Raw genomic sequence first — 26,407 nt, 5'->3', positions numbered from 1 at the left:
GGGCCCTGGCCGCTTGCGGCCCGGCCCGAGCCCCGCTATATGACGCGTCTCGCCGGCCACGGCGATGTCGGAGTGTAGCGCAGTCTGGTAGCGCACCACGTTCGGGACGTGGGGGTCGCAGGTTCGAATCCTGCCACTCCGACCATCTGATCCACAGTGGCATGGGGTGTCCCGAGCGCCCCTCCAAGCCGATCCGCACCTCGCATCTCCGCACGCACCCGGGCCCTGATCCAGGACCTCGGCCTTTTCCCGCATCGGTCCCGACCTCCTCGGGCTGGACGCCACCGCTTGCGGGATCGCATGGCGCCGGCGGCCCAGCCTCCGCAGGCGCGCTCCGGCCGGCTTGTCAGCGTCGCGTCAGGCCTGCAAGCCTAGAGGACGGGGCCGCAGACGAGGGTGCCATGGACGAGCCGGACATCACGAATACAAGCTCCATCCCCCTGGCCAAGCGCCAGGCCTGCGCCATCACGGGGCGCGAGCGGCCGCGCAAGGACCTGGTGCGCCTCGACACGCTGCGGCCCACCCTCGCCGACCGCATCCGGGCCGACCATCCGGGCCTCGCCGAGGAGGACCTGATCGATCGGCGCGAGCTTGCGCGCTATCGCAGCCTCTATGTCGAGGAGCTCCTGCGCGAGGAGCACGGCGAGGTGACCGAGCTCGACCGGCAGGTCGCGGCGAGCATCGAGGCGCAGGACACCATCGCCCAGAACGTGGAAGCGGACTTCGAGGAGCGCCGGACCCTCGCCGAGCGCCTGTCCGACGGGCTCGCCTCCTTCGGCGGCTCCTGGGCCTTCCTGATCTCGTTCGGGATCGTGCTCGTCGCCTGGATGGCCCTGAACGTGGCCCTGGGAACGGCGGGGGCCTTCGACCCCTATCCGTTCATCCTCCTCAACCTCGTCCTCTCCTGCATCGCCGCCGTGCAGGCCCCGATCATCATGATGAGCCAGCGCCGGCAGGAGGAGAAGGACCGGATGCGCTCGCTCAACGACTACCGGGTCAACCTCAAGGCCGAGCTGGAGATCCGGCATCTGCACGAGAAGCTCGACCACCTCATCACCCGCCAGTGGCAGCGCCTCGCCGAGATCCAGCAATTGCAGCTCGAGATCATGCAGGAGAAGCGCTGGAAGCGCTGAGGGACCGATATTCCGGTGCGGTGGGTGAGCGGGGTGCGTGCTTCGAGACAGCCTGCCTCACAGGCCTCCTCAGCGTGAGGTGCGTGGAGCGAGGATTGTCCCGCTCCCCCAAATAGAAAGCGGCCCCGGACCGCGCTGGGGGCGCGCGGCGGGGCCGCTGGGGCGATCGGGTCGGGCGCTCGCGGGACATGAGCGGCCGACCCGAGCGGGTGGGACCGAAGCCCGGCTCAGTTGTTGCTGTTGGAGCCGCCGTCGCTGTTGTTGCCCCACTCGCCGTTCTGGTCGTGGGCGAGCATCGCCCGGTCGAGGTCGGACAGGACCGGGCTCGGCTCCATCGCACCGTATTCCTCGGAGGAGACGGATTGCGTGGCTGCGGCCGGGGCGGCGGCGGAGGCCTGCTCGCGGGGCATGTGGGTATGGGCGGGCTTGGCGAGGGCCGGGAGGCTGAAGCCGGCGAGGATGACGGCGGCGAGGGTCGCGACGCGCTTCATGGTGGGATGTCCTTTTCGTTTCGTGTTTGCCGCACCGGCCGCGGGCCGTGCCGACGCTTTCGGTGATAATCCGGTCCAGCTTGCAGCCACCTGACAGGGGCCGTCAGGAACGAGAAGTCCCGCGACGTGGCCGGCCGGCGGCCCGGATGTCAGCCTTCCGTCAGCTGCGCCGTCCCACGATGGCACCATGACCAGCACAGCCCCCTCCCCACTCCTCCTTTGCGTTCCCTGCCTGCTCGGAGCCGCAGGCGCGCAGGCTCAAGGCCCGCCCGAGGTGCCGCCGCGCCCCCTCGCCGATGCCCGCGCGGCGGCCCGTGCCGTGGAGCCCGGCGAGATCGTAGACACCCGGCTTGCGCGGGAGCACGATCGTATCGTCTACGTGTTCAAGGTCGTGGGGACGGGGGGCCGCCGCCACCGGCTGGTGCTCGACGGCAGCACCCTCGCGGTCGTGTCGGAGGAGTAGGGATGCGGATCCTGGTGGTCGAGGACGAGCGGCGGATCGCGGCGGACGTGGCCCGCTCGCTCGACGCGGCCGGCTTCGTCGCCGAGGTGGCCCATGACGGCGAGGACGGCTGGTTTCGCGGCGATTCGGAGCCCTTCGACGCCGCCGTGCTCGATCTCGGCCTGCCCCGCCTCGACGGCGTGAGCGTGCTCAAGCGCTGGCGCGCCGCCGGCCGCCCCCTGCCCGTGCTCATCCTCACCGCCCGCGACGGCTGGCGCGAGAAGGTCGACGCGATCGACGCAGGCGCCGACGATTACCTCACCAAGCCCTTCCGCATGGAGGAACTCGTCGCCCGCGTGCGCGCCATCACCCGCCGCGCCGCGGGGCGGACCTCGCCGCTCATCGCCATCGGCCCCGTGGAGCTCGATACCCGGCACCGCTCGCTGTCCGTCGAGGGGCGCGCGGTGGCGCTCACCGCCCTCGAATACCGGCTGCTCGCCTACCTGATGACCCATGCCGGCCGGGTCGTGTCGCAGCACGAGCTCTCCGAGCACATCTATTCCGATTCCGTCGAGCACGAATCGAACGCCGTCGAGGTGCTCGTGGCGCGCCTGCGCAAGAAGCTCGGCGTGCCGCTCCTCGAAACCCGCCGCGGCCACGGCTACGTCATCGAGCGCCGCGACGGCCCCGCATGAACCAGGGGTCCCTGCGCCGCCGCTTCGCCATCGGGGCCAGCGTCGCCGTGATGCTCGCCCTCGTGGCGGCGGGCTTCGGGCTCACGGGCATGTTCGAGACCTCCGTGCGCTCCCGCGCCGCCCAGGAGCTGCGCAGCCACCTGCGCATCCTCGCCGCGAACGTGCGGGTCCTGCCCGGCGACATCCTCATCCTCGACGTCGAGCCCCCCGATCCCCGGTTCTCGGCCCCCTTCGGCGGCCTCTACTGGCAGGTGGGCCGCGGGACCCGCGTGGAGCTGCGCTCCCGGTCGCTGTGGGATGAGACCATCGCCCTGCCCCCGCCCCAGGGAGGTCCCGCCGAGCCGCGGGTGGTCGAGGTGCCGGGGCCGGAGGGGCGTCGCCTCCTCGTCGTGACCCGCCGCGTCTTCATCGAGGGCTCGGGGCGCGAGCCCGTGCGGCTTGCGGTCGGCCTCGACGAGCGCGAGCTCGACGTGCTGCGCGAGGGCTTCCTCGAGTTCATGGTTCCGGCCCTCGCGGTGCTCGGCCTCCTTCTCGTGGGGGCCCTGTCGGTGTTCGTCTCCTACGGCCTTCGCCCCCTCGACGCGCTTCGCGACGCGCTCGCGGCGGTGCGGGCCGGGCGGACGCGGCGGGTCACGGGCGAGTTCCCCGCCGAGATCCGCCCCGTGGTGGAGGAGCTCAACCGGCTCGTGGCGGCCCGCGAGGGCGACCTCGCCCGGGCGCGGGGGCGGGCGGGCGACCTCGCCCACGCCCTCAAGACGCCGCTCGCCGTGCTGGCGGCGCTCGGGCGCGATGTCGAGGCCGCGGGGCGCGCCGAGGGCGCCGCGATCCTGGAGGAGGTCGAGCGCCTCGACCGGGTCGTCGCCCGCGAGCTCGCCCGCGCCCGCGCCAGCGCCAGCGCCGGCACGGGCGCCGACACCCGCACGGGGCATGCCGTGGCGCCGGCGGCGATCGTCGAGCGCCTTGCGCGGACCATCGGGCGGCTCGGCGGCGACGACGCCCCCGCCGTGGAGGTCGCGATCGACCCCGCCCTGCAGGTCGGGGTGGACGAGACCGATCTCCTGGAGATGTGCGGCAACCTCATCGACAACGCCCGCAAGTGGGCCCGCTCCCGGGTGCGCGTGGCCGTGACGCCCGCGCCCGAGCCCGGCTTCGTCCAGCTTCGCGTGGAGGACGACGGGCCGGGGCTGCCCGAGGACGGCTTCGATCCGGTGCGGGGGCGGCGCCTCGACGAGGGGGTGCCCGGCACGGGCTTCGGCCTGGCGATCGCCAAGGACATGGCCGAGGCCTATGGCGGGACGCTGACGCTCGGCCGCTCGGATCTCGGGGGGCTCCAGGCGGACCTGATCCTGCCCATCGCCGCCTGAACCTGTCAGCGTTCCGACAGGTTCAGGGGCGCACGATCGCCGTCCCTCAACGAGAAGCCAAGACCATGTCCATCCTTCATCGCAGGCACGTCCGCATCGGCGCCCTCTCGACCCTCACCGCCCTCGCCCTGCTCGCGGCGCTCGCCGTCGACATCGGCGGTGCCGGGACCCTCGCCGCCCTCGGCATCGCGGCCCACGAGGGCCACCCCGTCCACCTGCTGACGGCCGCGCCATAGGCGGGAGCCGGATGTCACCGCGCGGCCACAGAAGAGAAACTTAAGAACGCGCGGGTCTGGCGCGCGGCGGCGCGCGTGCGAATGATGGGCTCCCCGCAGTTTCGCGAACGATCGAGCCCATGCGTCTCCTCCTGGCCGCCACCGCCCTCACGATGATGGCGGCCCTGCCCGCCCTGGCCGACGACCGCGCCGATTGCGAGGCGGGCATCGCCCGGCTTCGCGCCGACGTCGCCCGCGCCTCCAAGCCGGACGAGGCCGCGGAGCCGCGGCGCAACCTCCGGCGCGCCGAGCGCGAGCTCGGCGAGCGGGAGTACGACGAGTGCGCCGAGATCGTGCGCGGGGGCAAGGAGGACGAAGGGCCAGAGACGGAGGACATGTTCGGCTTCACGGTGGGCACGGACGTGCTCGACCGGGGCAAGTTCGAGCTGTCGAGCGAGATCGTCGGGGGCTTCGGCCGGCGGGCCGGGCGCTACCGCATCGGCTCGGTGCGCAACACCTTCGCCTTCGCGCCCTTGGAGGGCCTGAGCATCGAGATCGGCGCCATCGCCAACGCCTTCTCGATCCGCAACGTGCCCGACCTCGACGACCGCCGCGGCGCGGCATTCGGGGGCCTCTCGGCCGAGGTCAAGTACCAGGTGGTCAAGCGGGGGAAGGAATCCCCGATCGGGCTGACCCTCGTTGCGGAACCGACCCTCGGCTTCGTCGACGAGGAGAGCGGGCGGCGCGGGCGGCGCACGGGCCTCGAAACCCGCATCGCCCTCGACGCGGCCCTGGTGCCCGACAAGGTCTTCGCCGGGCTCAACCTGATCTACGAGGCGGAGGCGTTCCGGCCCCGCCGGCGCATCCTCCTCAACGCCGAGGGCGAGCCGATCGAGGGGCCGCCGGACTGCACGGATCCCGCCGGCGAGAGCTGCCCCGCCTTCAGCCTGCGCAGCCCGACCGAGCGCGACAGCCGGATCGGGATCTCGGGCGGCGTCTCCTTCCAGATCGCGCCGAACGTCTTCCTGGGCGGCGAGCTGCGCTACCTGCGGGCCTACGAGGGGCTGGCCTTGCGCTCCTTCGAGGGCCACGCCCTCTTCGCCGGCCCGACCCTGTATGCAAAGCTCGGCGAGCGCTTCACCCTGTCGGCGGCGTTCTCGTCCCAGGTCGCGGGGCGGGCGTCAGACAGCCCGGACCGGCGGCTCGACCTCGACAACTTCTCGCGTCACCAGGCGCGGCTGAAGCTCACCTACGAGTTCTAGAGGAGGACGCGCCCATGCGCCGAACCGTCGTCCCGATGCTCGGTCTCGCGGCCGCCCTGGCCGCACCCGTGCCCGCCCTCGCCGACGACCAGGCCGACTGCGTCGCCGGCATCGCGATGATCCGCGCCGAGATCGCCAAGAACCCGCCCCAAGCGACGCTCACGGCTCTCCAGCGTGCCCTGCGCAGCGCCGAACGCGAGCTGAAGGAGGCGGAGTTCGACGAATGCGTGGACGCCGTGAACGACGCCCGCAAGGCCCTGCGCCGCTAGCCCGCCAAGAGGACGCCCCATGCACCGGTTCCGCCCGCTCATCATCGCCGCAGGCCTCGCCCTGCTAGCGCCGGCCGCCGCCTCCGCCCAGTCGGGGCTCGTGGGCCGCTCGATCCGGCTCGCGCCCATCGAGCTATCGGCCGGCAAGCCGCTCGCCGAGGCGCCCTACGAGCTCGAGACGGGCAAGTATTACCGCCTGCCCATCCGCTCGGATGGCAGCCAGGAGATGGCCCTCGCGGGGGCCGAGTTCTTCCGCAACGTCTGGATCAACGAGGTGGTGATCAACCGTATCGAGATCCGCCCGCTCGGCCTCGACAGCATCGAGTTCGACGCGGAGGGCGAGGCGACGATCACTTTCGTGCCCATCCGCCCCGGCCGCTTCGAGCTGCGCATCCCGGGCACCACCGCCCCGTCGCAGCGCGTGGTGTTCGAGGTCAAGGGCTAGACGAGAGCGGGCGCGACGACCCCTTGCGGGATCCGTCGCGCCCAGGGCTTCGCTCTCGGCCGTTCCCGGCCATGAGCCTAGTTCAGGCTGGAGAGCTTCTGGGCCTTGGCGACCTGAAGGGTCTGGCCGATCCGGGCGATCTCGATCTCCAGCGCGCTCTCCTCGGGGCCGCGCGGCACGGAGATCGTGGCGGTCTGGCCGGGCTGGAGCGTGGTCACGAAGCGGACGGGCGCGGCGTCCTCGGCCGCGAGCGTCGCGACGACGCGGAAGCCGTTGTCCTCGACGGTGTAGTACAGGGTTCCCGAGACGGAGCCCAGGGAGAGGCTTTCGCCCGCCCGGGGAGCGATCTCGCCGGCCAGCGGCGCGCCTGGCAGCGCCGTGAGGGCCAGCACGGAAACGAGCGCGAGCAGCTTGGTCATCGGGGTCGTCCTTGGAAAGTGGGTGGCCCGCCGAACCGGAAGCCGGAGGATGCCCGGTCCCACCCGGTGGCGAGTGAGGGGACCCTAGTCCCAACCCGCCTCGGCCGGCGTGCCGGGCCACACATGACGCGGGCGTCGTCCCCTACGTCACCTGGCACATCGCTTGCCTTGCGCATCCGCGGAAGAGACGTCGGCGGCAGAAGGGCTCCGGCAGCCTTTCAGCCCCGGGACCGCGGCGCGGCCCCGGTCCTTCGATGCCGGAGACCTCTATGGCCGACCTTCTCACCGTGGCGCTCATCTGCGCCTCCACCCTCCCCGGGCCCGATTGCTCGCGCGAGACGGCGCTCGACGTGATCGTCATGCCCGCCAACAGCATCATGGAATGCGCCATGGGCGGGCAGGCCCGGATCGCGAGCCTCGGCCTCGCCACGGGCCCCGACGTCTACGTGAAGATCCGCTGCGACCGGCGCGAGACCGTGGTCGCGGCGCGGCCCGCCGACTAGGCGCCGAGCACGAGATTGTTGCTCATTTTTTGAGCGAGCTTGTAGAGTGCCGCCGTCAGGGCCGGCAACGGCTCGCGCTCGGGCACGATCAGCCCGACCTGGTGCACCGCGTCGGGCTCGACGATGCGGACGGTGCGCACGGAGGCCGTGAGGTCCAGGGTCTCGGCCAGGAGCGCCGGCATGATGCTCGCCCACCGGCCCGTGCGGACATGCGCGATGAGCACGAGCATGGAGTTCGATTCGAGCGTGGTACGCGCCTGCGTGCCCGCCTCGCCCAGGCGCCGGTTGAGGATGCGCCGGTTCTGCATGTCGTCGGTGAGAAGGCAGAGCGGCACCTCGCCGAGCTCCGCCCAGGTTACCGTCTCGCGGCTGGAGAACGGGTGGTCGGCGGCGATGAGAAGGCAGTAGCGCTCCTGGTAGAGCGGCACCGAGCGCAACCGGCCCAGGGGCTGCTCGTCGAGGTAGGAGAGGCCCGCCTCGACCTCCAGGCCCTCGATCATGGCGCCGATCTCGGCGGAGGTGCGCGACAGGATCGTGAAACGCACGTCCGGATAGCGCTCGCGGTATGGCGTGGTGATCTGGGGCACCATGGGCAGCGCGGTGGGGATCACGGCGATGCGCAGATGGCCCGACAGGCCTTGGCGCAGGCTGCCCACCTCCTGGCGCATCTGGCGCACGTCGCCCACGATCCTCAGCGCCCAGGCGAGCACCCGCTCGCCCTCCGGCGTCAGGCCCCGGTAGCGCGCCCCGCGCTGGACGAGAAGGACCCCGAGCCCGCTCTCGAGCTGCTTGAGCCCCGCCGACAGCGTGGGCTGGGTCACGCCGCACGCCTCCGCGGCCCGGCCGAAATGCTGCTGGCGGGCGAGCGCGATGAGGTATTCGAGCTTGTCGATCATGCGACCTCGTGACCGGGCGATCGAGGGTGGCGGACGATGGGCCAGCGGCGTGGTTCGATCGAGGGCATCTATTGAATTATACAGATTGGGTGATTGTTATCAATCATAGGGTCTGCTTCGATGGGCTGGCAACGACAAGAGCGCCATGACCGCGAATTCCACAGCGCCCGCCCCCGATCCCAGGCCCTCCGGTCGCCGCGGCGGCCGCCCGGTCCCGAAGGGTCGGGTGGTCGATCCGGCGGCCCTCGACGAGATCCGCGCGCTGCTCGGCGACGCGCCCCGGCGGCGCGACCTCCTCATCGAGCATCTCCACCTGATCCAGGACACCTACCACCAGATCTCCGCCGCGCATCTCGCGGCGCTGGCCGACGAGATGCGGCTCGCCTTCGCCGAGGTGTTCGAGACCGCGACGTTCTACGCCCATTTCGACGTGGTGAAGGAGGGCGATCCGGCGGTGCCGCCCCTCACGATCCGGGTCTGCGACAGCCTCACCTGCGCCATGGCCGGGGCGGAGGCGCTGCTCGCCGCCTTGGGCGAACGGGCGGGGCCGGAGATGCGCGTGGTGCGCGCGCCCTGCGTGGGCCTGTGCGACGCGGCGCCCGTGGCCGAGGTCGGCCACAACTTCGTGCGGCGCGCCACGCCCGAGAACGTCATGGCAGCGGTCGCTGCGGGTGACACCCATGCGGCGCTCCCGCCTTATGTCGACTATGACGCCTACAGCGCCGGGGGCGGCTACGCGCTCCTGGAGCGGCTGCGCGCGGGCGAGCTGACCTCCGAGGCGGTGCTCGACGCCCTCGACGGCGCGTCGCTTCGGGGCTTGGGCGGCGCGGGCTTCCCGACGGGGCGCAAGTGGCGCTCCGTGCGCGGCGAGCCGGGACCGCGCCTCATGGCGGTGAACGGGGACGAGGGCGAGCCCGGCACGTTCAAGGACCGCTTCTACCTCGACACCGACCCGCACCGGTTCCTCGAGGGGATGCTGATTGGCGCCCACGTGGTCGAGGCCACCGACGTCTACATCTACATCCGCGACGAGTACCCGGCCTCCATCGAGGTGCTGCGCCGGGAGATGGCGAAACTGCCGCCGGGCGGGCCGGTCCTGCATTTGCGGCGGGGCGCGGGCGCCTATATCTGCGGCGAGGAATCGGCGCTCATCGAATCTATCGAGGGCAAGCGCGGCCTGCCCCGGCACAAGCCTCCCTACCCGTTCCAGGTCGGCCTTTTCGGCCGGCCGACGCTCATCAACAATGTCGAGACCCTGTTCTGGGTGCGCGACATCCTGGAGCGCGGGGCGGATTGGTGGGCGGGCCACGGGCGCAACGGCCGCACGGGGCTTCGCAGCTATTCCGTCTCGGGCCGGGTGCGTGACCCCGGCGTGAAGCTCGCGCCGTCCGGGATCACGGTGCGGGAGCTGATCGAGGAATATTGCGGCGGCATGGCCGAGGGCCACCGGCTTGCGGCCTATCTTCCGGGCGGCGCCTCGGGCGGCATCCTTCCCGCATCCATGGACGACGTGCCCCTCGATTTCGGGACGCTGGAGAAGTACGGCTGCTTCATCGGCTCCGCGGCCGTTGTGGTGCTCTCGGACCGGGACGATCTGAAGGCCGCGGCCCTCAACCTCATGCGCTTCTTCGAGGACGAATCCTGCGGCCAGTGCACGCCCTGCCGGATCGGCACCCGCAAGGCGCGCCTCCTGATGGAGCGGCCGGTCTGGGACGTAGGCCTCCTCGACGAGCTGGCGCAGGTGATGCGCGACGCCTCCATCTGCGGCCTAGGCCAGGCGGCCTCGAACCCGCTCACGAGCCTCATCCGCTTCTTCCCCGACCTCTTCCCGACGCCCGCCCCCATGGCGGCCGAGTAGGGACCAGAAGGATGCCCCCATGAGCAGCGGCACCACCCGCAGCCATCCCGCCGGCACCGACCCGCTGGTGACCGCCCCGCAGGGACCCAGCGATGCCGCCGGTCCCGGCGCCACGGCGGGTCAGCCCGTGCCGGGCGGCGCCTATTCGCAAGGGCCGAAGGCGGGCGGCCAGGCTGGGCCCGCGCCGAGCGGCACCGGCGGCATCCGCCATGTGCCCGAGGGCATCCCGGGCGTGGTGTTCGAGCTCGACGGGCAGGCCGTGGAGGCGCGGCCCGGCGAGACCATCTGGGAGGTGGCGAAGCGGCTCGGCACGGATATCCCGCATCTGTGCCACCGGCCGCAGCCCGGCTACCGGCCCGACGGCAATTGCCGCGCCTGCATGGTGGAGATCGAGGGCGAGCGCGTGCTCGCCGCCTCCTGCAAGCGCGTGCCGGCGGTGGGGATGAAGGTGCGCTCGTCGTCCGAGCGCGCGGCCACCGCCCGGGCCATGGTGATCGAGCTCCTGCTCGCCGACCAGCCCGCCCGCGACGTGTCGCCGGACCCGACCTCGGCGTTCTGGGCCCAGGCCGACGCGGTGGGGATCGAGGCGAGCCGCTTCCCGTCCGCCGGGCGCTGGGAGCGCGATCCGAGCCACCCGGCCATGCGGGTCCATCTCGACGCCTGCATCCAGTGCGGTCTTTGCGTTCGCGCCTGCCGCGAGGTCCAGGTCAACGACGTCATCGGCATGGCTTACCGCAATGCCGACGCCAAGGTGGTGTTCGACTTCGACGACCCGATGGGCGAGTCCACCTGCGTCTCCTGCGGCGAGTGCGTCCAGGCCTGCCCCACGGGCGCGCTGATGCCGGCGAGCCTCGTGAACGAGGAGGGCGTGCGCACCGTGTGGGCGGAGCGGGAGGTGGATTCGCTGTGCCCCTATTGCGGGGTGGGCTGCCAGATCACCTACGGGGTGAAGGACGAGCGCATCGTCGTGGCCGAGGGGCGCGACGGCCCGGCGAACCGCAACCGGCTGTGCGTGAAGGGCCGCTTCGGCTTCGACTACATCCACCACCCGCACCGGCTGACGAAGCCCCTGGTCCGCCTCCCCAACGCGCCCAAGGACGCGCGCGACGTCGTCGACCCCGCGAACCCTTGGACGCATTTTCGCGAGGCGACCTGGGAGGAGGCCCTCGACATCGCGGCGGGGGGCTTCAAGGCCATCCGCGGGGAGAGCGGCCCGAGGAGCCTCGCGGGCTTCGGCTCGGCCAAGGGCTCGAACGAGGAGGCCTACCTCTTCCAGAAGCTCGTGCGCATGGGCTTCGGCTCCAACAACGTCGACCATTGCACGCGCCTGTGCCACGCCTCCTCGGTGGCGGCGCTCATGGAGGGCCTGAACTCCGGCGCGGTCTCGGCGCCCTTCGCGGCGGCGCTCGACGCGGAGGTGATCATCGTCATCGGGGCGAACCCCACGGCGAACCATCCCGTGGCCGCGACCTTCATCAAGAACGCGGTCAAGGAGCGCGGCGCCCGGCTCGTGGTGATGGACCCGCGCGGGCAGACGCTCTCGCGCCACGCCTGGCGGCATCTCGCCTTCAAGCCCGGCACCGACGTGGCGATGCTCAACGCCATGCTCCACACGATCATCACGGAGGGGTTGACCGACGAGCAGTACATCGCGGGCTACACGGAGAACTTCGAGGCGCTGAAGGAGCGCATCGGCGACTTCTCGCCCGAGGCCATGGAGGCCGTCTGCGGCATCCCGGCCGAGACCTTGAAGGAGGTCGCCCGCGCCTATGCGGGCGCGCGCTCGTCGATCATCTTCTGGGGCATGGGCGTGTCGCAGCACGTCCACGGCACGGACAACGCCCGCTGCCTCATCGCGCTGGCGCTGGTCACGGGCCAGATCGGCCGGCCCGGCACGGGGTTGCATCCGCTGCGAGGCCAGAACAACGTGCAGGGTGCCTCCGACGCCGGCCTCATCCCGATGGTCTATGCCGACTACCAGCCCGTCGAGAAGGACACGGTGCGGGCCTTCTTCGAGGAGTTCTGGGGCCAGCCCCTGGACCCCAAGCGCGGCCTCACCGTCGTCGAGATCATGGACGCGATCCATGCGGGCGCGATCCGGGGCATGTATGTGGAAGGCGAGAACCCGGCCATGTCGGACCCCGACCTCAACCACGCCCGGGAGGCCCTGGCGAAGCTCGACCACCTCGTGGTGCAGGACCTCTTCCTCACCGAGACTGCATTCCACGCCGACGTGATCCTGCCCGCCTCCGCCCTGCCCGAGAAGGCCGGCACCTTCACCAACACCGACCGGCGCGTCCAGATCGCCCGCCCCGTCCTGGCGCCCCCGGGGGACGCCCGGCAGGACTGGTGGATCATCCGGGAGATCGCCCGCCGGCTCGACCTCGACTGGGCCTACGAGGGACCGGCGGACGTGTTCGCGGAGCTCTCCCAGGTGAGCCCGTCGCTCAAGAACATCACATGGGAGCGCCTGGAGCGCGAGGGCGCCGTCACCTATCCGGTCGACACGCCGGACGGGCCGGGCAATGAGATCATCTTCTACTCAGGCTTCCCCACCGAATCGGGCCGCGCGCGTATCATGCCGGCCGGGCTCACGCCGCCCGACGAGGTGCCAGACGAGGCCTATCCCATGGTGCTCTCCACCGGGCGCATCCTGGAGCACTGGCACACGGGCTCCATGACCCGCCGCTCGGAGGCGCTGGACGCCATCGAGCCCGAGCCCTTCGCCTTCCTGCACCCGCGCGAGCTGCGCGCCCGGGGCCTCACGGCCGGCGACGCGATCCGCCTGGAGACCCGGCGCGGCGCCGTCGAGGTGCGGGTGCGGGCCGACCGGGACGTGCCCGAGGGCATGGTGTTCATGCCCTTCTGCTACATCGAGGCCGCCGCCAACCTCCTCACCAACCCGGCGCTGGACCCCTTCGGCAAGATCCCCGAGTTCAAGTTCTGCGCCGCGCGGGTGACCGCGACGGGAGGATTGGCGGAGGCGGCGGAGTAAGCGTTCACCTCTCCCCGCCGCGCGGGGAGAGGGCCGAGGCCCCCTTCACCGGGGGCTGAGGCGAGGGCAGCAGCCCGAGGGTGAGGGGGCGCCGCAAGGTGGAGCTCCACCGTCCAGGCCCCCTCACCCTCGCTCACCTTCGGTTCGCTTGCTCCGGCTGCCGGTCCGCAGCCGGAGCCCTCTCCCGGCCCGCGGGGAGAGGAGGTCAGAGCCGTGCCTGGATCCGGCGCGCGATCTCGAACAGGCGCTGCTCCAGCAGGACCGGCGTCTCGCAGACATATTCGAGGGCCTGGGAGCGGTCCTCGAAGATGCGGCGGTCCCAGGCGAAGCGCTGCTCGACCTCCGCCTGCTCCTTGACGGGCTTCACCTCCACGGCGTCGCGGGTCGCGCTCACCTGGTCGGCCTCCTCGCGGATGCGCTCGGCGAGGCGGCGCTGGCCGCGGGCATAGCGCTCGATGCCGCCGAGCACCTTGCCCCGCTCCGCGTTGATGAGCTCGTGGACCCCGGCCATGACACGGGTCAGGCGCTGCGCCCGCTCGGCGCCCGCCTCATTGGCGAAGGCCTGGATGAGCGCGTCCGTCTCGTCGATCGGTGTGCGGCGGGAGGCGAGACGCTGGGCGAGGGACGCAGCCTGGAAGTCGCGCCCCCATTCCCCTGCCCCCGCCGGATCGGGCCCCGACCAGACGGAGCCGAGCGTCAGGGTCGGCACCTTGCGCTGGACGCAGGGCCAGTCCGGATCGGGCTTGGGCTGGGCCATCGCGACGGTCGAGACGCCGGCAAGGACGAGGGCGGCTGCGAGGGTGCGGGTGAGATGGGTCATGGGATGTCCGATCGTCAGGATCCCTCGCCGGGGGGCCCGCCCCGCCGGGCCATGATGCCGCGGCCCGGGTCGTAGGCCACGACGGCGAGCAGGAAGAAGAGAAGCGTCGTCCCCACCACGACCGCGCAGGCCACGGGCTCGAAGGAGCCGTAGAGCGCGTGGCGGATGAGCTCGACGCCGTGGGTGAAGGGGTTCGCCTGGCAGATGAGGTAGAGCGCCTCGCTCGATTCGCGGATGCGCCAGAGCGGGTAGAGGGCCGAGGAGGCGAAGAACATCGGAAAGATGACGAAGTTCATCACGCTCGCGAAGTTCTCGAGCTGGCGCACCAGAGACGACAGGAAGAGCCCGATGGAGCCCAGCATCAGCCCCACGGCGACGAAGGCCGGCAGCGCCGTCAGATAGCCGAGCCAGGGCACGTCCACCTCCCAGAACCGGGCGATGGCGAGGAAGACGTAGACCTGGACCAGGGAGACCGCGACGCCTGCGGCGAGCTTGGCGAGCAGCAGGGACCAGCGCGGATAGGGGCTCGTCAGCAGCACGCGCATGGAGCCCACCTCCCGGTCGTAGACCATGGACAGCGACGATTGCATGCCGTTGAAGAGCTGGATCATCGCGGCGAGCCCCGCCGTCACGTAGACCTCGTAGAGGACGTAAGTCTCGTAGGGCGGGATGATCGAGACGCCGAGCACGTTGCGAAAGCCCGCCGCGAAGATGAAGAGCCAGACGAGCGGGCGCACCAGCGCGGAGAAGAAGCGCTCCTTCTGGTTCACGAAGCGCAGCAGCTCGCGGCGCACGATCCCGCCGGCGCAGACGAGATAGCCCGCAAGGCCGAGCCGCGACGCCACGGGCGCGGAGGCGGCCGGGGACGCGGCCTCCAGCGGTGGGTCTGTGGGCCGGACGGCGGCGGTCATGCGGCCTTCTCCAGGGCCGTCATGCGGCGGAAGGCGGCCTCCAGGGTCCCTCCCCCGGCGACCTGCGCCGCGGTGCCGTCGGCGATCACGCGCCCGCGATGCAGCACCACGAGGGCGTCGTCGGGCTGCAGCTCCTCGAAGATATGCGTCGCCCACAGCACCGAGATGCCCTCGTCGCGCACGAGCGCCCGCACGGTCGCGAGGATGTCGGCGCGCGATTCGAGGTCGAGGCCCACCGTCGGCTCGTCGAGGAGGAGGAGGCTCGGCCCGTGCACCAGGGAGCGGGCGATCTCGACCCGCCGGCTCTGGCCGCCCGAGAGCACCCGGATCTTGTCGTCGATCCGGTCCAGGAGGCCGACGCGGGCGAGCAGCGCCTCGACCCGCCCCATCGCAACGCGCCGCGGCAGGCCGTGGAGCGCCGCGTGGTAGAGCAGGTTCTGGCGGACCGTCAGGTCGGTGTCGAGGGTGCGGGCCTGGAACACGACGCCGATGCGGGCAAGCCCTTGCGCCGGCTCCCGGGCGAGGTTGTGGCCGAACACGGCGACCCGGCCCTGGCGCGTGTGGTAAAGCCTGGTCACGATGGAGAACAGCGTGGTCTTGCCCGCGCCGTTGGGGCCGAGCAGGGCGACGAAGCGGCCCACGGGCACGGCGAGCGAGACCCCGCTCAGGGCCTCGCGGGCGCCGAAGCGGTGGCTGACGCCCTCGACCGAGAGGGCCGGACCCGGGCCGCCCCTGATCGTCCCTCCCCCGCCGGTCAATTGGTGGTCGCCTTGGGGGGGGCGGTGACCACGCCCCAGGGATAGGCCCCGACCTTGATGCTCTTGCGCACCTTGTCGCTCGCCGTGTCGATGACGGACACGTCGTTCGAGGTGCCGTTGGTGGTAAAGAGCAGGCTCTCGTCCGCCGTGAAGGCGAGCTGCCAGACCCGCTGGCCCACCGGCAGGTAGGCCTTCACTTCGTGGGTCTGCTGGTCGATGACCGCGACGCGGTTGGCGGGCCCGAGCGCCACGTAGGCCTTCTTGCCATCCCGGGTGAGGCGCACGCCCACCGGCTGGATCGCCTCGTCGGCGATGCCGGGGATTTTGAAGGTGATCGTCTTCACGATCTTGCGCGTCGCGGCGTCGATGACGCTCACTGTGCCGCCGATCTCGGCCGAGACCCAGACCGTCTTGCCGTCGGGCGAGAACTCCGCGACTCGGGGCCGGGCGTCCACGAGCACGTTGTCGAGCACCTTGTGGGACACGGCGTCGATGAAGTGCGCCATGTTGGTGGTCTCGGAGGTGTTCACGAGCGTCTTGCCGTCGGGGCTGATCGCCAGCCCCTCGGGCTCCACGCCCACGGGCACCTCGGAGAGGATCTGGTTCTTCTCCACGTCGAGGACGGTGATCATGTTGTCGTCCTCGTTGGCGATGAAGAGGACGTTCCCCGTCGGATGGAGGACAAACAGCTCCGGGTCCGGGCCGGATTTCAGGCTGCGCAGGATCTTGCCCGTGGCGGTGTCGAGGACGTCGATGCGGTTGTCGTCGCTCGCGCAGACATAGAGGAGCCGGCCGTCGTGGCTCAGCGTGATTCCGCGCGGGCGCCGGCCCACCTTCCAGGTCGCGGTCACCTCCAGCTTCTCGCTGTCGAGCACGGTGACCGTGTTGTCCTTCTCGTTCGACACGTAGACGGGGCCGGCCAGCGCCGGGGCGGCGCAGACCAGCGCCGCGGCTGCGATCCATGGTCCCTTCATCGTCGTCCTCCCGTGTCGGGCCGGCCTCGTTTGGGGGCGGGCGGGCCTCGCGAATGGCGTCAGCGCGCCTTGCAGGCGCTCTCCCCCTCGTCGAAGCCCAGCGTGTCGAGGGGCGTGCGCTGGTGCAGGAAGCCGCGCTCGGGCGCGACGGAGACGAGCGACCGGGCCTGGGCGATCAGGATCGGCTGGCGCAGCTGGTTGTCCCAGGGACGAAAGCTCAGCGGGACGCCCTTGTAGGCGGGGATCGCGAAGTCGGGCGAGCGCAGGAACGCCGCGATCGCCGCCGGATCCGTGCTCTTGGTGCGGGTCACGGCCTCGCCGATGGAGCGAACCGCGATCCAGACCTGATGATCGAGGGGGCGCATGGGCCGGTTCGCCATGCGCCGGAAGCGGTTTTGCGCTTGCGCCGCCCCCCAGACCTCCAGGGTCGGGTGCCAGGTGGTGGGCGTCAGCCCCTGCGTGCCCGCGACGAGCCGCGGGTCCCAGGTGCGGTAGGCGAGATAGTCGCCCCAGTCGCCCGCCTCGTCCGCCACCACCGCCACGTCGTAGTCGACGCCCCGGGTGAAGACGAGGGCGTCGGCCGTGGTGGGGCTGTCGCCCTTGGTGCGCGCGAGCGGCCCGAACTCCCAAGGCTTCTCGGCCGCGACCTGGAGGCCGAACTTCTTGGCCGAGCGGCGCATGGCGTCGGCATAGAGCCGGTCGCCGGGCTGCGGGCCTACGACGATGAAGATCCGCCGCCAGCGCTTGAAGGCGAGGAACTGCGCCAGCGCATCGGTCTGCATCGCCCGGCTCGGCGCCACGTGGAGCAGGCCCGCGCGGCAATCCTCGCCCCGGAGCCGGTCGTCGGGCGCGGCGGCGTTGAAGAGGGTGACGGGGCGGCCCTTCAGGGCGTCGGCGACGGCAAGAGTCTCGTCGGCGTTGAGCGCCAGGACGAGATGGGAGACGCCCTCGTCGGCGAGGGTGCGGGCGGCGGCGGCGGCGTCCTCTCCCTCGGCGAGCTCGCGCTCGTCGAGGGCGAAGCGGTGGCCCGTGAAGCGGCCCGTGGTGTTGTTGTCGGCGACCGCCATGCGCCCGCCCGCGACTCCATCGTCCTCCGGAGGGGCATCGAAGTCGTAGAGCGGGGGCGGAGGGGGCTTTCGCGCGATGAGGGCGATCCGGATGTCGGCCGCCTGTGCCGACGCGGCCCGGGGCTGGAGAAAGATGGCGCCTGCTGCGACGAGCGCAGCAAGCACCAAGGTCTTCCAGAGAGGGTCACAACGATGTCGGTACACCATGCCAGGCTGAGGCTAGCAGGCGCCGGACGCGATCTTCAAGGCAATAAGCATAAGAGAAAATTAAGCCCCGCTCGCGTTGCGTGAATTGGAAAGGCCGTGCCACACTCTTCTTCAAGGAGCCGGCCGATGCGTATCCTGGCGATGCTAGCCTTCCTCTTGGTCACGCCCGCCTGGGCGGCCCCCGCGAAGACGGCCGTGCTCGACATCGAGCTTCTCGACATGAGCCAGGAGGGGGAGCGCGGGCGGCGCCCCGACGAGACCCAGCGCCTCGCCCTGGCAAGCCAGGAGCTGCGCAGGCTGCTCGGGGCCTCCGACCAGCTCGCGCTCGTCGACATCGCGCCCCAGGCCGCCGCGATCGAGGCCAAGTCGCCGATCCTCAAGTGCAACGGCTGCGAGGAGGACATCGGGAAGGCGCTCGGCGCCGATCTCGTGGTCTCGGGCTACGTCCAGAAGACCTCGAACCTCATCCTCAGCTTCGTCGTCACCGTGAAGGACGTCGGGACCGGCAAGGTGATCCGCGGCGGGCAGGTCGACATCCGCGGCAACGACGACGGGACGTGGCTGCGCGGGGTCCGCTGGATCGTGAAGAACCGGCTGCTCGCCGAGCCGCTGCCGGTGCGCACGTGAACGCGCCGATGCCCCACGCCATCGGATTCTCCCTCGACCAGCCGGCGCCGCGCCTTCTCGTCAGCGTCCGCGACACCCGCGAGGCCGTGGAGGCCGCGGGCGCCGGCGCCGACCTCGTCGACGCCAAGGACCCGGACGAGGGGGCGCTCGGCTCCCTGGCGCCCGACACGGTCCGCGCGATCACCCTCGCGGTCGGCGGGCGGGCCTGCGTCAGCGCGGTGGCGGGGGAGGCGGCGGGCCTTGGCGACCTCGTGACCCGGATCCGCGTCACGGCGGCCTGCGGGGTGGGCATGGTGAAGGTGGCGCTCTCGCCCGCCCTCGCCGCCGACCCGGACCTGGAGCGGCTCGCGGGCGCGCTCGGCGCCCTCGGCACGCCCACGGTCGCGGTGCTCTTCGCCGAGGACGGGCCGCGCACCGAGTGGCTCCCGAACCTCGCGCTCGCGGGCTTCGCGGGCGCGATGATCGACACGCGGGGCAAGGCGGGCCTGCGGCTCACCGACCATCTGACCTTGAGCGCGCTTACAGATTTCGTGATGGCCTGCCGCCGCCTCGGCCTCCTCTCGGGCCTTGCCGGGTCGCTCACCCTCGACGACATCCCGCGCCTCTCGGGCTGCGGCCCGAGCTATCTCGGCTTTCGCGGCGGCCTGTCGGTGGGCAGCGACCGGCGGGGGCGGCTCGATCCCGCGCGCGTGAGCGAGGCCCGACGGCGGCTCGCGCCGGTGGCGGCATGAGGCGGGCCGTGCGGCCGGCGCCCGTGGTGGTCAAGATCGGCGGGAGCCTCCTGGGCAGCCGGCGCCTGCGGGCCGTGCTCGCCTCCCTGCCCGCCGGCCGGGGCATCGTCGTCGTCCCGGGCGGCGGCGCCTTCGCGGACGCGGTGCGGACGACGCAGGCGCAAGTGGGGTTCAGCGACGCGCTTGCCCACCGCCTTGCCCTCGACGCCATGGGGGCGACCGCGCAGGTCCTGCGGGCGCTCAGGCCCGACCTGCGCATCCTGCGACGCCCCGAGGCCCTCGCGGAAGCCGCCTGGTCCGCCCGCATCCCGGTCTGGAACGCCGCCCCCTTGCGGCGCGGCCACCCGGACGTCCCCGAGACCTGGGGCGTCACCTCGGATTCGCTCGGCCTGTGGCTTGCCCGGACGATCGGCGCCGCACGCCTCGTCCTCGTGAAATCCGCCGACAGCCCGCCGGGCGCGGACGCGGCGGCGCTCGCCCGCTTCGGCCTCGTCGACGAGGCGTTCCCGCGCTTCGCGGCGGGCTTCCCCGGCACCGTCACGATCCATGGGCCCGCCGACGGAGACGACCTGTCGGGCGTCGCGGACGTGCCCGCCCGGGCCCCGGCGCTCCTCGAGGCGGCCGCCCCATGAACGCGCCCGTCCGTCCGCAGCGCCTCGCCTGGGCGCTCACCGGCTCCGGCCATTTCTTCACCGAGAGCCTGGAGCTCATGGCGGAGGTCCCGGATCTCGACGTGTTCGTGACGCGCGCGGCCGCCGAGGTAGTGAAGCTCTACCGCCACCGGCTGGAGCAGCTGCCGCCGGGCGTGCGGATCATCAAGGACACCACGGCGAGCGCGGCGCCCGTGGGGCAGTTCTACCACGGCGTCTACCACACCCTCGTGGTAGCGCCCGCAACCTCGAACACCATCGCCAAGTGCGTCTACGGCATCTCCGACACGCTTGCGACGAACGTCTACGCGCAGGCCGGCAAGTGCCGCGTCCCCGCCATCGTCTTCGCCTGCGACACCGCACCCGAGATGGAGACCATGGCGCCGGACGGCATGGTGAAGGTCTATCCCCGCCGCATCGACCTGGAGAACGTGGAGAAGCTCAAGAGCTTCGAGGCGACCACCGTGGTGGAGAGCCTGGAGGGCCTGCGCGGGGCGCTGCGCGAGCGCCTCGCCGCCCTGGCCCGGCACGAGTGAGGGCGCCTTGAGCGAACCGCGCCAACACCTCGTCTTCGTCACCGGCCACCTCGCCAGGCCGCGCCTGGAGGCGGTCGCCGCCGCCCTGCCCCGCGAGCGCTACGACTGGACGATCCTGGACGCCGGCGTGAAGGTCGCGGCGCTGATGACGGAGGAGATCCTGCGCCGGCGCCTCACGATTCCTCAGGGTGCCACCCGGATCGTCCTGCCCGGCCGCTGCCGCGCGGATCTCGATGCGCTCAGCCTTCATTTCGGCGTGCCCGTCGAGCGGGGACCCGACGAGATCGTGGACCTGCCGGCCCATCTCGGCCTTGCGGGGCGCCGGCCCGACCTGTCGCGCCACAGCTTGCGCATCTTCGCCGAGATCGTCGACGCGCCCCGCCTCGACCCGGAGGCGACGCTGCGGCGCGCCCTCGACCTCGCGCGCCGGGGCGCGGACGTCATCGACATCGGCGGCCTGCCCGACACCCCCTTCCCGCACCTGGAGAGCACCGTCCGGCTGCTCAAGGCCGAGGGCCTGCGGGTCAGCGTCGACTCGTTCTCCCCCGACGAGCTGCGCCGGGGCGCGGCGGCAGGCGCCGACTTCCTGCTCAGCCTCAACGAGGACACCGTCGACCTCGCCTTCGAGACCGACGCCGTGCCCATCCTGGTGCCGACCCGTCCCGACGACCTCCCCTCGCTCCTTCGCGCCGCCGAGCGCCTTGATGCGGCGGGCCGGCCCTTCATGGCCGACGCGATCCTCGAGCCGATCCATTTCGGCTTCGTCGACTCGATCGTGCGCTACGCCGAGGTGCGGCGGCTCATGCCCGAGGTCGAGATGCTCATGGGGACCGGCAACCTGACGGAGCTGACCGAGGCCGATAGCCTCGGCATGACGGCCTCGTTGTTGGGGATGTGCTCCGAGCTGTCGATCCGCAACGTGCTCGTGGTCCAGGTGAGCCACCATACCCGCCGAACGATCGAGGAGCACGACGCGGCGCGGCGGGTCATGCATGCCGCCAAGGCCGACGGCGCGCTCCCGAAGGGTTATGGCCGCGCGCTGCTAGGCCTGCACGACCGGCGCCCCTTCGTGCAGACGCCCGAGGAGATCGCAGGGCAAGCCGACCAGGTGCGCGACGCCAATTACCGCATCGCGGTGGCCGAGGACGGCATTCACGTGTTCAACCGCGCGGTCCACGTGGTCGAGACGGACGCCCTCGCCTTCTTCCCGCGGCTCGCCGTGGAGAGCGACGGCGGGCACGCCTTCTATCTCGGCGCCGAGCTCGCGAAAGCCGAGATCGCCTGGCGGCTGGGCAAGCGCTACGTCCAGGACGAGCCCCTGGACTGGGGCTGTTCGGCGGACCGCCCGGCGGAGGACTCGACCCGCTTCAAGGAGGCAGGTCATACGCTGCGCGCCCGGGCCCGGGAGGCGTGACGTGCCCCTGATCCTGGAGACCGTCGTCATCACCCGCAATCCCGACGGGGGCCACCATCTGGTGCCCTTCGGCCTGCATGCGGAGGGCGATCATCTGATCGTCGCGCCGTTCCGCCCCTCCCCCACGATCACGAACCTGGAAGCGCACCGCTTCCTCTCGGCCGCCGCGCCCGCCGACGTGCGGGTGATCGCCGGCTGCGTCACGGGGCGGCGCGACTGGCCCGTGGTGCCCTGCCAAGCTATCCCCGGCCTGCGGCTCGCCGACGCCTTCGCCCACGCGGAGCTGGAGGTGGTGGACCGGGAAGAGGACGAGATCCGGCCGCGTTTTCGCTGCCGGGTCGTGCACCAGGCCATGCACCGGCCCTTCATCGGCTACAACCGGGCGCAGGGCGCCGTCATCGAGGCCGCGATCCTCTCCACGCGCCTGCACATGCTGCCGCCGGAGAAGATCCGCGCCGAGATGGCCTATCTCGAGATTGCGATATCCAAGACCGCCGGGCCCCGCGAACGGGAAGCCTGGGACTGGATCGGGGCGAAGATCGGCGCCGCGCTCGGCCCGGCGCCGGCCCCGGCAGAACAATCCCAAGGGTAAGGAGACCAATCCATGACGCCAAACCGCCGCACGCTGGGCCTCGCCCTCGCCTTCGCCGCCCTCGTGCCGCTTGCCGCCGCGGCCCACGGCCCAAGCCGCAAGAAGACCACCGAGGCCGTCGAGATCAACGCCCCGCCGGACAAGGTCTGGGCCGTGATCGGCAACTTTCAGGACATGAGCTGGCATCCCGTGGTCGAGAAGACCGAGGGCAAGGGCGGCAACGCCACAGACGCGACCCGGCGCCTGACGCTGAAAGGCGGCGGCACGATCGACGAGGTGCTGGCCCGCTACGAGCCCGAGAAGCGCAGCTATTTCTATCGCATCGCCGAGGTCGACCCGAAGGTGCTGCCCGTCACCAATTATTCCGCGACGCTCATCGTCGAGCCTGCGGGCGAGGGCCGCTCCAAGGTGGAGTGGCGCGGCGCCTTCTATCGCGGCTACCCGAACAACGACCCGCCGCCGGAGCTGAACGACGAGGCCGCCATGAAGGCGGTGTCGGGCGTCTACCGGGCCGGGCTCGACGCTCTCAAAGAGCGGATCGAGAAGGGCGGCTCGTGATCGGCAGAGCGATCGTCGGCGCGGCTCTCCTCGCCCTCCTGGCGCCGCGCCCCGGCTATGCCCTCGAGGCCTTCGTGACGAACCAGACCGCCGAGGAGGTCGCCATCGTCGATCTCGACGGCGGCCGGGTCGCGGCCCGCGTGCCGGTGCCCGGCGCTCCGGCGGGCGTCGCGGTGCACGGGGCGACGGGCAAGGTCTACGTGACGAGCCCGGAAGGCCCGGCCCTCACGATCATCGACGCGGCGACCCGCGCCGTCGAGGCCCGCATGCCCCTCCCCGGCGGGCCGCTCGGCATCGCCGTCGCGCCGCGGGGCGACCGGGTCTACGTGGCGGACTGGTATGCCAAGCGCGTCCTCGCGGTCGACGCGGCGGAGCGCAAGATCGCGGGCGAGGCTACCGTGGGCGCCTCGCCTTCAGGCATCGCCGTGACGCCGGACGGCGCCCTGCTGGCTGTCGCGGATCGGGACGACGACACGCTCTCGCTCGTGGATGCAGCGACGCTTGCCCGGGTCGCGGCGGTGCCGGTGGGCAAGCGGCCGTTCGGGGTGACGATCGATTCGGAAGGGGCCCGCGCCTATACCGCCAATGTGGGCTCGAACGACGTCACGGTCGTCGATCTTGCGGCGCGCCGGGTGGTGGGCACCGTCCCCGTCGGCGAGCGGCCCTACGCGGTGGCGCTCGCGGGCGGGCGGGGCTTTGCCACGAATCAGTACGGGGCGAGCGTCAGCGTGTTCGATCTCGCGACGCTTGCTCCGATCACGAAGATCCCCGTCGGCGAGTACCCGGAGGGGATCGCGGCGAGCCCGGACGGGCGGCGGATCTTCGTCGCGAACTGGGAATCCGACACCTTGAGCGTCATCGACACGGGCACGCTGGCCGTCATCGGCGAGATCCCCGTGGGGGCGGGCCCGCGCGCCTTCGGGGCGTTCCTGCGCTGAGGGGTCACCCCGCCGCGAGCAGCGCCACGGCCATGGCGGGCGCGCAGGCCGAGAGCCAGGCCCGGTCGTCCGCCTCGACGAGGGCGGCCAGATCGAGGAAGGGCCGGCCAAGGCGCCCCGCCAGGGCCTCGGCGAGGGGGAGGCCGACGCCGCAGCCGATGACGGGAGCCCCCTCCGGCACGACGCCCCGCGATAGGACCTGCGCCGCCGCGTCATGCAGCCGGCGGAGCTGGCGCTCGGCGAGATAGGCGGCGAGCCGGCGCCAGTCCTCGTCCGAGCCCTCGTCGCGGTCGCGGCCGATCATGCGGGCAAGGCGCGTGCGCGTCTCGGGCAGCGACTTGCCGCGCCCGTCGGCCGCCTCCTGCTGGTCGGCGGCGTCGGGCAGCGCGCCGAGAAGCCGGTACAGGTCCGCCGTGGTGGCGAAATGCTCCGCCGCGAGGCGCACGAGGCCGCCCCGGAACGGCGCGGCGTGGGCCAAGGCCATGACCGGCGTGCGCACGAGGCCCGTATAGACGAGTTCCCCCGTCTCGAGCCGCTCCGCGTCGGTATAGCCCGCAGCCACGGAGCGTCCGCCGGCCAGGGGGATGAGGTCCGCCGTCGTCGAGCCGATGTCGACGAGAAGCGCGTCCGGGACCAGGCGGGCTGCGAGCACCGCGCTCGCGTGCCAGTTCGCCGAGGCGACCTCCGTCGCGGCGGCCCGGGCCGCGGCGGGATCGAGGAAGCCGGACCGGCCGCCATAGACCAGCACCCGCCCCGGCAGGCGTTCCACGGCCCAGGCGGTGAGCGCGCCCACGCCCTCGCGCCGATCGGCGAAGCAATCGCAGAGCTCGCCCGTCATGGTGACGGCATGGAGGGCCCGGCCCCGCGCCCAGTCCGGGAGCCCGGCGAGGGTCTCGTCGAGGGCGTCCACGCCCTGCCAGAGGGCGCAGGGCGCCTGCACGAAGGCGCGCACCCGGCCGCCCTCCACGCGCGCCGCCTTCACGTGCACGCCGCCCAGATCCCAGCCGACGACGGCGGCGTGCGAATCATGCGACATCGCGGGGGATCCTGGGAGCCGGATGATGAGCGAGGGCCCGTTCGACGTCGTGCCCGTGATCGACCTGCGCGGCGGCCTCGTGGTGCGGGCCCGGGCGGGCGCGCGCGACACCTATGCGCCGATCGAGACGCCGCTGAGCCCGAGCGCCGAGCCTGCCGCCGTGGCGCGGGGCCTCGTCGCGGCGGTGCCGGCGCGCCGCCTCTACGTGGCCGATCTCGACGCCATCGCCGGCCGCCCGGCCGACATCGCCGGCCTTCGTGCCATCGCCGCCGCCTGCCCCGGGATCGAGCTGTGGGTGGATGCGGGTTTCGCGACCGGGGAGGCGGTCGCGGATTTCCTGTCGCTCGGCCTCGGCCGCGCCGTTCTCGGCAGCGAGAGCCAGGCCGACGTGACCCTCGTGCGACGCTTCCGAGCGGACGCGATCCTGTCCCTCGACAGCCGGGGCGAGGTGCCTCTCGGGCCCGCCCCCCTGCACGAGGACGCGTCCCTCTGGCCCGACGACGTGATCGTCATGACGCTCGCCCGGGTGGGCCTCGGCCTCGGGCCAGACCTCGAGCGGATCGCCGCCGCGCGCCGGCTCTCGCCGCGCGCCAAGCTCTACGCAGCGGGCGGCCTGCGCGGCCCGGAGGACCTGCCGGCCCTGCGCCGGGCGGGAGCGGCGGGGGCGCTCGTCGCCTCCGCGATCCATGACGGGCGCCTGCGGCGGGAGCATCTGGGGCTCGGCTAGGGGCCTCCGAGGGAGGACGAGGGGGGCCATGGGGCCCCCCTCGACGTCACGTCCGTCCAAGAAAGATAGCTGCCAATCGCTGAAGCAGGCCTCCCGATACCGGCGGTGGCTTGTTCTGCTCAGGATGGCTGCTCCCCTAAGCGGCGGTCTGGGCCGCGAAGGGATGGCTGGCGCTCTTGCGCTGCTCGGTGACCTCGCGGGCCGTGGGCGTGCCGCGGATGGCGCGCTCCAGGGCGAGCTTCGTGGCCTCGTAGTTGTATTTCTGGATCTTGGCGTCGTCCGCCGCCTCCCAGTGGATGAACACGCCGACGCAGATGTAGAGATCGTCGGCCTCCGCGAGGGGAATCGTGCCCTCGGCGACGCAATCCTGCACCGCCATGGCGACGGCATGCTGGGCGGGGCCGAACATCTGCACGGCCTGCCGGGCGTCGTTGATCGTCACCTTGTTGAACATGAGGGTGTTGGGCTTGCACGGCAGGTTCGGCGCGATCACCGCGAGAAGCGATGTGAAGCCGTGCTTGTTGTTCGTCAGGCTGTTGCAGAAGGCGGTCTCGGCCGCCGAGCCGCGCGGCCCGATGAGAAGATCGATATGCGCCACCTCGTTGCCGTCGCCGACCAACGCCTCACCAACCATGACCTTGCTGATTGTCGCCATCTCCGGATTCCTCCCCTGGAGCTGCACATTCCGGCCGCTTGCGCGAGAGGCAGCAGCCGACTCGCCTATCCTTGTTCTCAGCGTTCGGCGGCGCCGAACCGGTTGGCCAGATAGTCCCGGGAGGGTAGCCCGCGGCTGCCCCAACGACAAGCGGTCGCAGCACCGTCGGGCGGGTCCGGCCGATGCGCGCTGCGCTCGCGCGCGCGGGCCTGGAGCGCC

The 26,407-nt window shown here is 72.0% G+C and carries 30 protein-coding genes and 1 tRNA gene; 21 read left to right on the top strand and 10 right to left on the bottom strand.

Annotation, left to right across the window (positions count from 1 at the left end; translation table 11 throughout):
• The first annotated feature begins 68 nt into the window (after window positions 1-68).
• Window positions 69-145, top strand: a tRNA-Pro gene (locus F0L46_RS11125).
• Window positions 146-401: 256 nt separating this feature from the next.
• On the top strand, window positions 402-1,133 hold the full coding sequence (locus F0L46_RS11120) for a DUF1003 domain-containing protein (protein WP_188311923.1): 732 nt from the start codon (window positions 402-404) through the stop codon (window positions 1,131-1,133).
• Between the two features lie 227 nt (window positions 1,134-1,360).
• Here the strand turns inward: F0L46_RS11120 and F0L46_RS11115 are convergent, their stop codons facing one another.
• Entirely contained in the window at window positions 1,361-1,624 is a 264-nt protein-coding gene (locus tag F0L46_RS11115) for a hypothetical protein (RefSeq protein WP_149817413.1), read from the bottom strand.
• 187 nt (window positions 1,625-1,811) lie between these two features.
• Between F0L46_RS11115 and F0L46_RS11110 the strand changes: the two genes are divergently transcribed.
• From F0L46_RS11110 to F0L46_RS11085, 7 genes are all read left to right on the top strand, one after another.
• Entirely contained in the window at window positions 1,812-2,087 is a 276-nt protein-coding gene (locus F0L46_RS11110) for a PepSY domain-containing protein (protein WP_149817411.1), read from the top strand.
• 2 nt (window positions 2,088-2,089) lie between these two features.
• On the top strand, window positions 2,090-2,761 hold the full coding sequence (locus F0L46_RS11105; protein ID WP_149817409.1) for a response regulator transcription factor: 672 nt from the start codon (window positions 2,090-2,092) through the stop codon (window positions 2,759-2,761).
• Window positions 2,758-4,125 carry a sensor histidine kinase gene (locus F0L46_RS11100; protein ID WP_149817407.1) on the top strand — a complete coding sequence of 456 codons (1,368 nt, stop codon included), beginning with the start codon at window positions 2,758-2,760 and terminating at the stop codon, window positions 4,123-4,125. The genes F0L46_RS11105 and F0L46_RS11100 overlap by 4 nt, the downstream gene beginning before the upstream one ends.
• Before the next feature lie 65 nt (window positions 4,126-4,190).
• Entirely contained in the window at window positions 4,191-4,361 is a 171-nt protein-coding gene (locus F0L46_RS26125) for a hypothetical protein (RefSeq protein WP_188311922.1), read from the top strand.
• Window positions 4,362-4,480: 119 nt separating this feature from the next.
• Complete coding sequence (locus tag F0L46_RS26120) at window positions 4,481-5,602, top strand: DUF6662 family protein (RefSeq protein ID WP_188311921.1); 1,122 nt, start codon at window positions 4,481-4,483, stop codon at window positions 5,600-5,602.
• Between the two features lie 14 nt (window positions 5,603-5,616).
• Window positions 5,617-5,871 (top strand): hypothetical protein, encoded by a 255-nt coding sequence (locus F0L46_RS11090; protein ID WP_149817405.1) that lies wholly within the window; start codon window positions 5,617-5,619, stop codon window positions 5,869-5,871.
• A 19-nt stretch (window positions 5,872-5,890) separates the two neighbouring features.
• Entirely contained in the window at window positions 5,891-6,316 is a 426-nt protein-coding gene (locus F0L46_RS11085; protein ID WP_149817403.1) for a cupredoxin domain-containing protein, read from the top strand.
• A 77-nt stretch (window positions 6,317-6,393) separates the two neighbouring features.
• Here the strand turns inward: F0L46_RS11085 and F0L46_RS11080 are convergent, their stop codons facing one another.
• The gene (locus tag F0L46_RS11080) at window positions 6,394-6,735 is read right to left on the bottom strand and encodes a hypothetical protein (RefSeq protein ID WP_149817401.1); all 342 of its coding nucleotides are present in this window, start codon (window positions 6,733-6,735) and stop codon (window positions 6,394-6,396) included.
• Between the two features lie 269 nt (window positions 6,736-7,004).
• Between F0L46_RS11080 and F0L46_RS11075 the strand changes: the two genes are divergently transcribed.
• On the top strand, window positions 7,005-7,238 hold the full coding sequence (locus F0L46_RS11075) for a hypothetical protein (protein ID WP_149817399.1): 234 nt from the start codon (window positions 7,005-7,007) through the stop codon (window positions 7,236-7,238).
• Here the strand turns inward: F0L46_RS11075 and F0L46_RS11070 are convergent.
• A complete protein-coding gene (locus F0L46_RS11070; RefSeq protein WP_149817397.1) occupies window positions 7,235-8,134 on the bottom strand; it encodes a LysR family transcriptional regulator in 900 nt (299 codons plus the stop codon). The two genes, F0L46_RS11075 and F0L46_RS11070, sit on opposite strands and share 4 nt — an antisense overlap.
• Window positions 8,135-8,279: 145 nt before the next feature.
• On the opposite strand from F0L46_RS11070, the gene F0L46_RS11065 reads away from it, so the two are divergent.
• Both F0L46_RS11065 and fdhF read left to right on the top strand, forming a co-directional pair.
• Window positions 8,280-9,992: an NAD(P)H-dependent oxidoreductase subunit E gene (locus F0L46_RS11065; RefSeq protein WP_149817395.1), complete on the top strand. Its 1,713-nt coding sequence runs from the start codon at window positions 8,280-8,282 to the stop codon at window positions 9,990-9,992.
• Between the two features lie 223 nt (window positions 9,993-10,215).
• On the top strand, window positions 10,216-12,987 hold the full coding sequence (fdhF, locus tag F0L46_RS11060) for a formate dehydrogenase subunit alpha (RefSeq protein ID WP_149817553.1): 2,772 nt from the start codon (window positions 10,216-10,218) through the stop codon (window positions 12,985-12,987).
• A 205-nt stretch (window positions 12,988-13,192) separates the two neighbouring features.
• Here fdhF and F0L46_RS11055 read toward each other — a convergent pair whose 3' ends face one another.
• From F0L46_RS11055 to F0L46_RS11035, 5 genes are read right to left on the bottom strand one after another with little or no spacing between them, the layout of a single operon-like run.
• On the bottom strand, window positions 13,193-13,807 hold the full coding sequence (locus tag F0L46_RS11055; protein ID WP_149817393.1) for a hypothetical protein: 615 nt from the start codon (window positions 13,805-13,807) through the stop codon (window positions 13,193-13,195).
• 14 nt (window positions 13,808-13,821) lie between these two features.
• The gene (locus tag F0L46_RS11050; protein WP_149817391.1) at window positions 13,822-14,718 is read right to left on the bottom strand and encodes an ABC transporter permease; all 897 of its coding nucleotides are present in this window, start codon (window positions 14,716-14,718) and stop codon (window positions 13,822-13,824) included.
• Window positions 14,715-15,476: an ABC transporter ATP-binding protein gene (locus F0L46_RS11045; RefSeq protein WP_240539952.1), complete on the bottom strand. Its 762-nt coding sequence runs from the start codon at window positions 15,474-15,476 to the stop codon at window positions 14,715-14,717. Before F0L46_RS11045 ends, F0L46_RS11050 begins: the two co-directional genes overlap by 4 nt.
• Window positions 15,473-16,450, bottom strand: a complete 978-nt coding sequence (locus tag F0L46_RS11040; RefSeq protein WP_149817389.1) for a YVTN family beta-propeller repeat protein — start codon at window positions 16,448-16,450, stop codon at window positions 15,473-15,475. Before F0L46_RS11040 ends, F0L46_RS11045 begins: the two co-directional genes overlap by 4 nt.
• Window positions 16,451-16,509: 59 nt before the next feature.
• Window positions 16,510-17,724, bottom strand: coding sequence for an ABC transporter substrate-binding protein (locus F0L46_RS11035; protein ID WP_149817387.1), 1,215 nt, complete (start codon window positions 17,722-17,724; stop codon window positions 16,510-16,512).
• A gap of 126 nt (window positions 17,725-17,850) precedes the next feature.
• On the opposite strand from F0L46_RS11035, the gene F0L46_RS11030 reads away from it, so the two are divergent.
• The 8 genes from F0L46_RS11030 to F0L46_RS10995 are packed head-to-tail and all read left to right on the top strand — an operon-like array spanning window position 17,851 to window position 23,770.
• The gene (locus tag F0L46_RS11030; protein WP_149817385.1) at window positions 17,851-18,351 is read left to right on the top strand and encodes a DUF3280 domain-containing protein; all 501 of its coding nucleotides are present in this window, start codon (window positions 17,851-17,853) and stop codon (window positions 18,349-18,351) included.
• Window positions 18,352-18,359: 8 nt separating this feature from the next.
• Window positions 18,360-19,082 carry a (5-formylfuran-3-yl)methyl phosphate synthase gene (locus tag F0L46_RS11025; RefSeq protein ID WP_149817383.1) on the top strand — a complete coding sequence of 241 codons (723 nt, stop codon included), beginning with the start codon at window positions 18,360-18,362 and terminating at the stop codon, window positions 19,080-19,082.
• The gene (locus F0L46_RS11020) at window positions 19,079-19,714 is read left to right on the top strand and encodes an amino acid kinase family protein (protein ID WP_149817381.1); all 636 of its coding nucleotides are present in this window, start codon (window positions 19,079-19,081) and stop codon (window positions 19,712-19,714) included. The genes F0L46_RS11025 and F0L46_RS11020 overlap by 4 nt, the downstream gene beginning before the upstream one ends.
• Window positions 19,711-20,268: a flavoprotein gene (locus F0L46_RS11015; protein ID WP_149817380.1), complete on the top strand. Its 558-nt coding sequence runs from the start codon at window positions 19,711-19,713 to the stop codon at window positions 20,266-20,268. The genes F0L46_RS11020 and F0L46_RS11015 overlap by 4 nt, the downstream gene beginning before the upstream one ends.
• Window positions 20,269-20,275: 7 nt before the next feature.
• Window positions 20,276-21,682 carry a DUF6513 domain-containing protein gene (locus tag F0L46_RS11010; protein WP_149817378.1) on the top strand — a complete coding sequence of 469 codons (1,407 nt, stop codon included), beginning with the start codon at window positions 20,276-20,278 and terminating at the stop codon, window positions 21,680-21,682.
• 1 nt (window position 21,683) lies between these two features.
• Window positions 21,684-22,274 (top strand): DUF447 domain-containing protein, encoded by a 591-nt coding sequence (locus F0L46_RS11005; protein ID WP_149817376.1) that lies wholly within the window; start codon window positions 21,684-21,686, stop codon window positions 22,272-22,274.
• Between the two features lie 12 nt (window positions 22,275-22,286).
• On the top strand, window positions 22,287-22,832 hold the full coding sequence (locus F0L46_RS11000) for an SRPBCC family protein (protein ID WP_149817374.1): 546 nt from the start codon (window positions 22,287-22,289) through the stop codon (window positions 22,830-22,832).
• Window positions 22,832-23,770 (top strand): beta-propeller fold lactonase family protein, encoded by a 939-nt coding sequence (locus F0L46_RS10995; protein WP_188311929.1) that lies wholly within the window; start codon window positions 22,832-22,834, stop codon window positions 23,768-23,770. Before F0L46_RS11000 ends, F0L46_RS10995 begins: the two co-directional genes overlap by 1 nt.
• A 4-nt stretch (window positions 23,771-23,774) precedes the next feature.
• On the opposite strand, the gene F0L46_RS10990 is transcribed toward F0L46_RS10995, so the two are convergent.
• Entirely contained in the window at window positions 23,775-24,806 is a 1,032-nt protein-coding gene (locus tag F0L46_RS10990) for a hydantoinase/oxoprolinase family protein (RefSeq protein ID WP_149817370.1), read from the bottom strand.
• Between the two features lie 25 nt (window positions 24,807-24,831).
• Here F0L46_RS10990 and F0L46_RS10985 point away from each other — a divergent pair, with 25 nt between their 5' ends.
• Window positions 24,832-25,533, top strand: coding sequence for a HisA/HisF-related TIM barrel protein (locus tag F0L46_RS10985; protein ID WP_149817368.1), 702 nt, complete (start codon window positions 24,832-24,834; stop codon window positions 25,531-25,533).
• A gap of 136 nt (window positions 25,534-25,669) precedes the next feature.
• Here F0L46_RS10985 and fae read toward each other — a convergent pair whose 3' ends face one another.
• Window positions 25,670-26,188 (bottom strand): formaldehyde-activating enzyme, encoded by a 519-nt coding sequence (gene fae / locus F0L46_RS10980; RefSeq protein ID WP_149817366.1) that lies wholly within the window; start codon window positions 26,186-26,188, stop codon window positions 25,670-25,672.
• Window positions 26,189-26,407 lie beyond the last annotated feature (219 nt).

Source organism: Salinarimonas soli (assembly GCF_008386575.1).
Taxonomy (GTDB): domain Bacteria; phylum Pseudomonadota; class Alphaproteobacteria; order Rhizobiales; family Beijerinckiaceae; genus Salinarimonas_A; species Salinarimonas_A soli.
The sequence above is the reverse complement of the archived record's forward strand: the minus strand, read 5'-3'. Positions and strand labels throughout refer to the sequence as shown.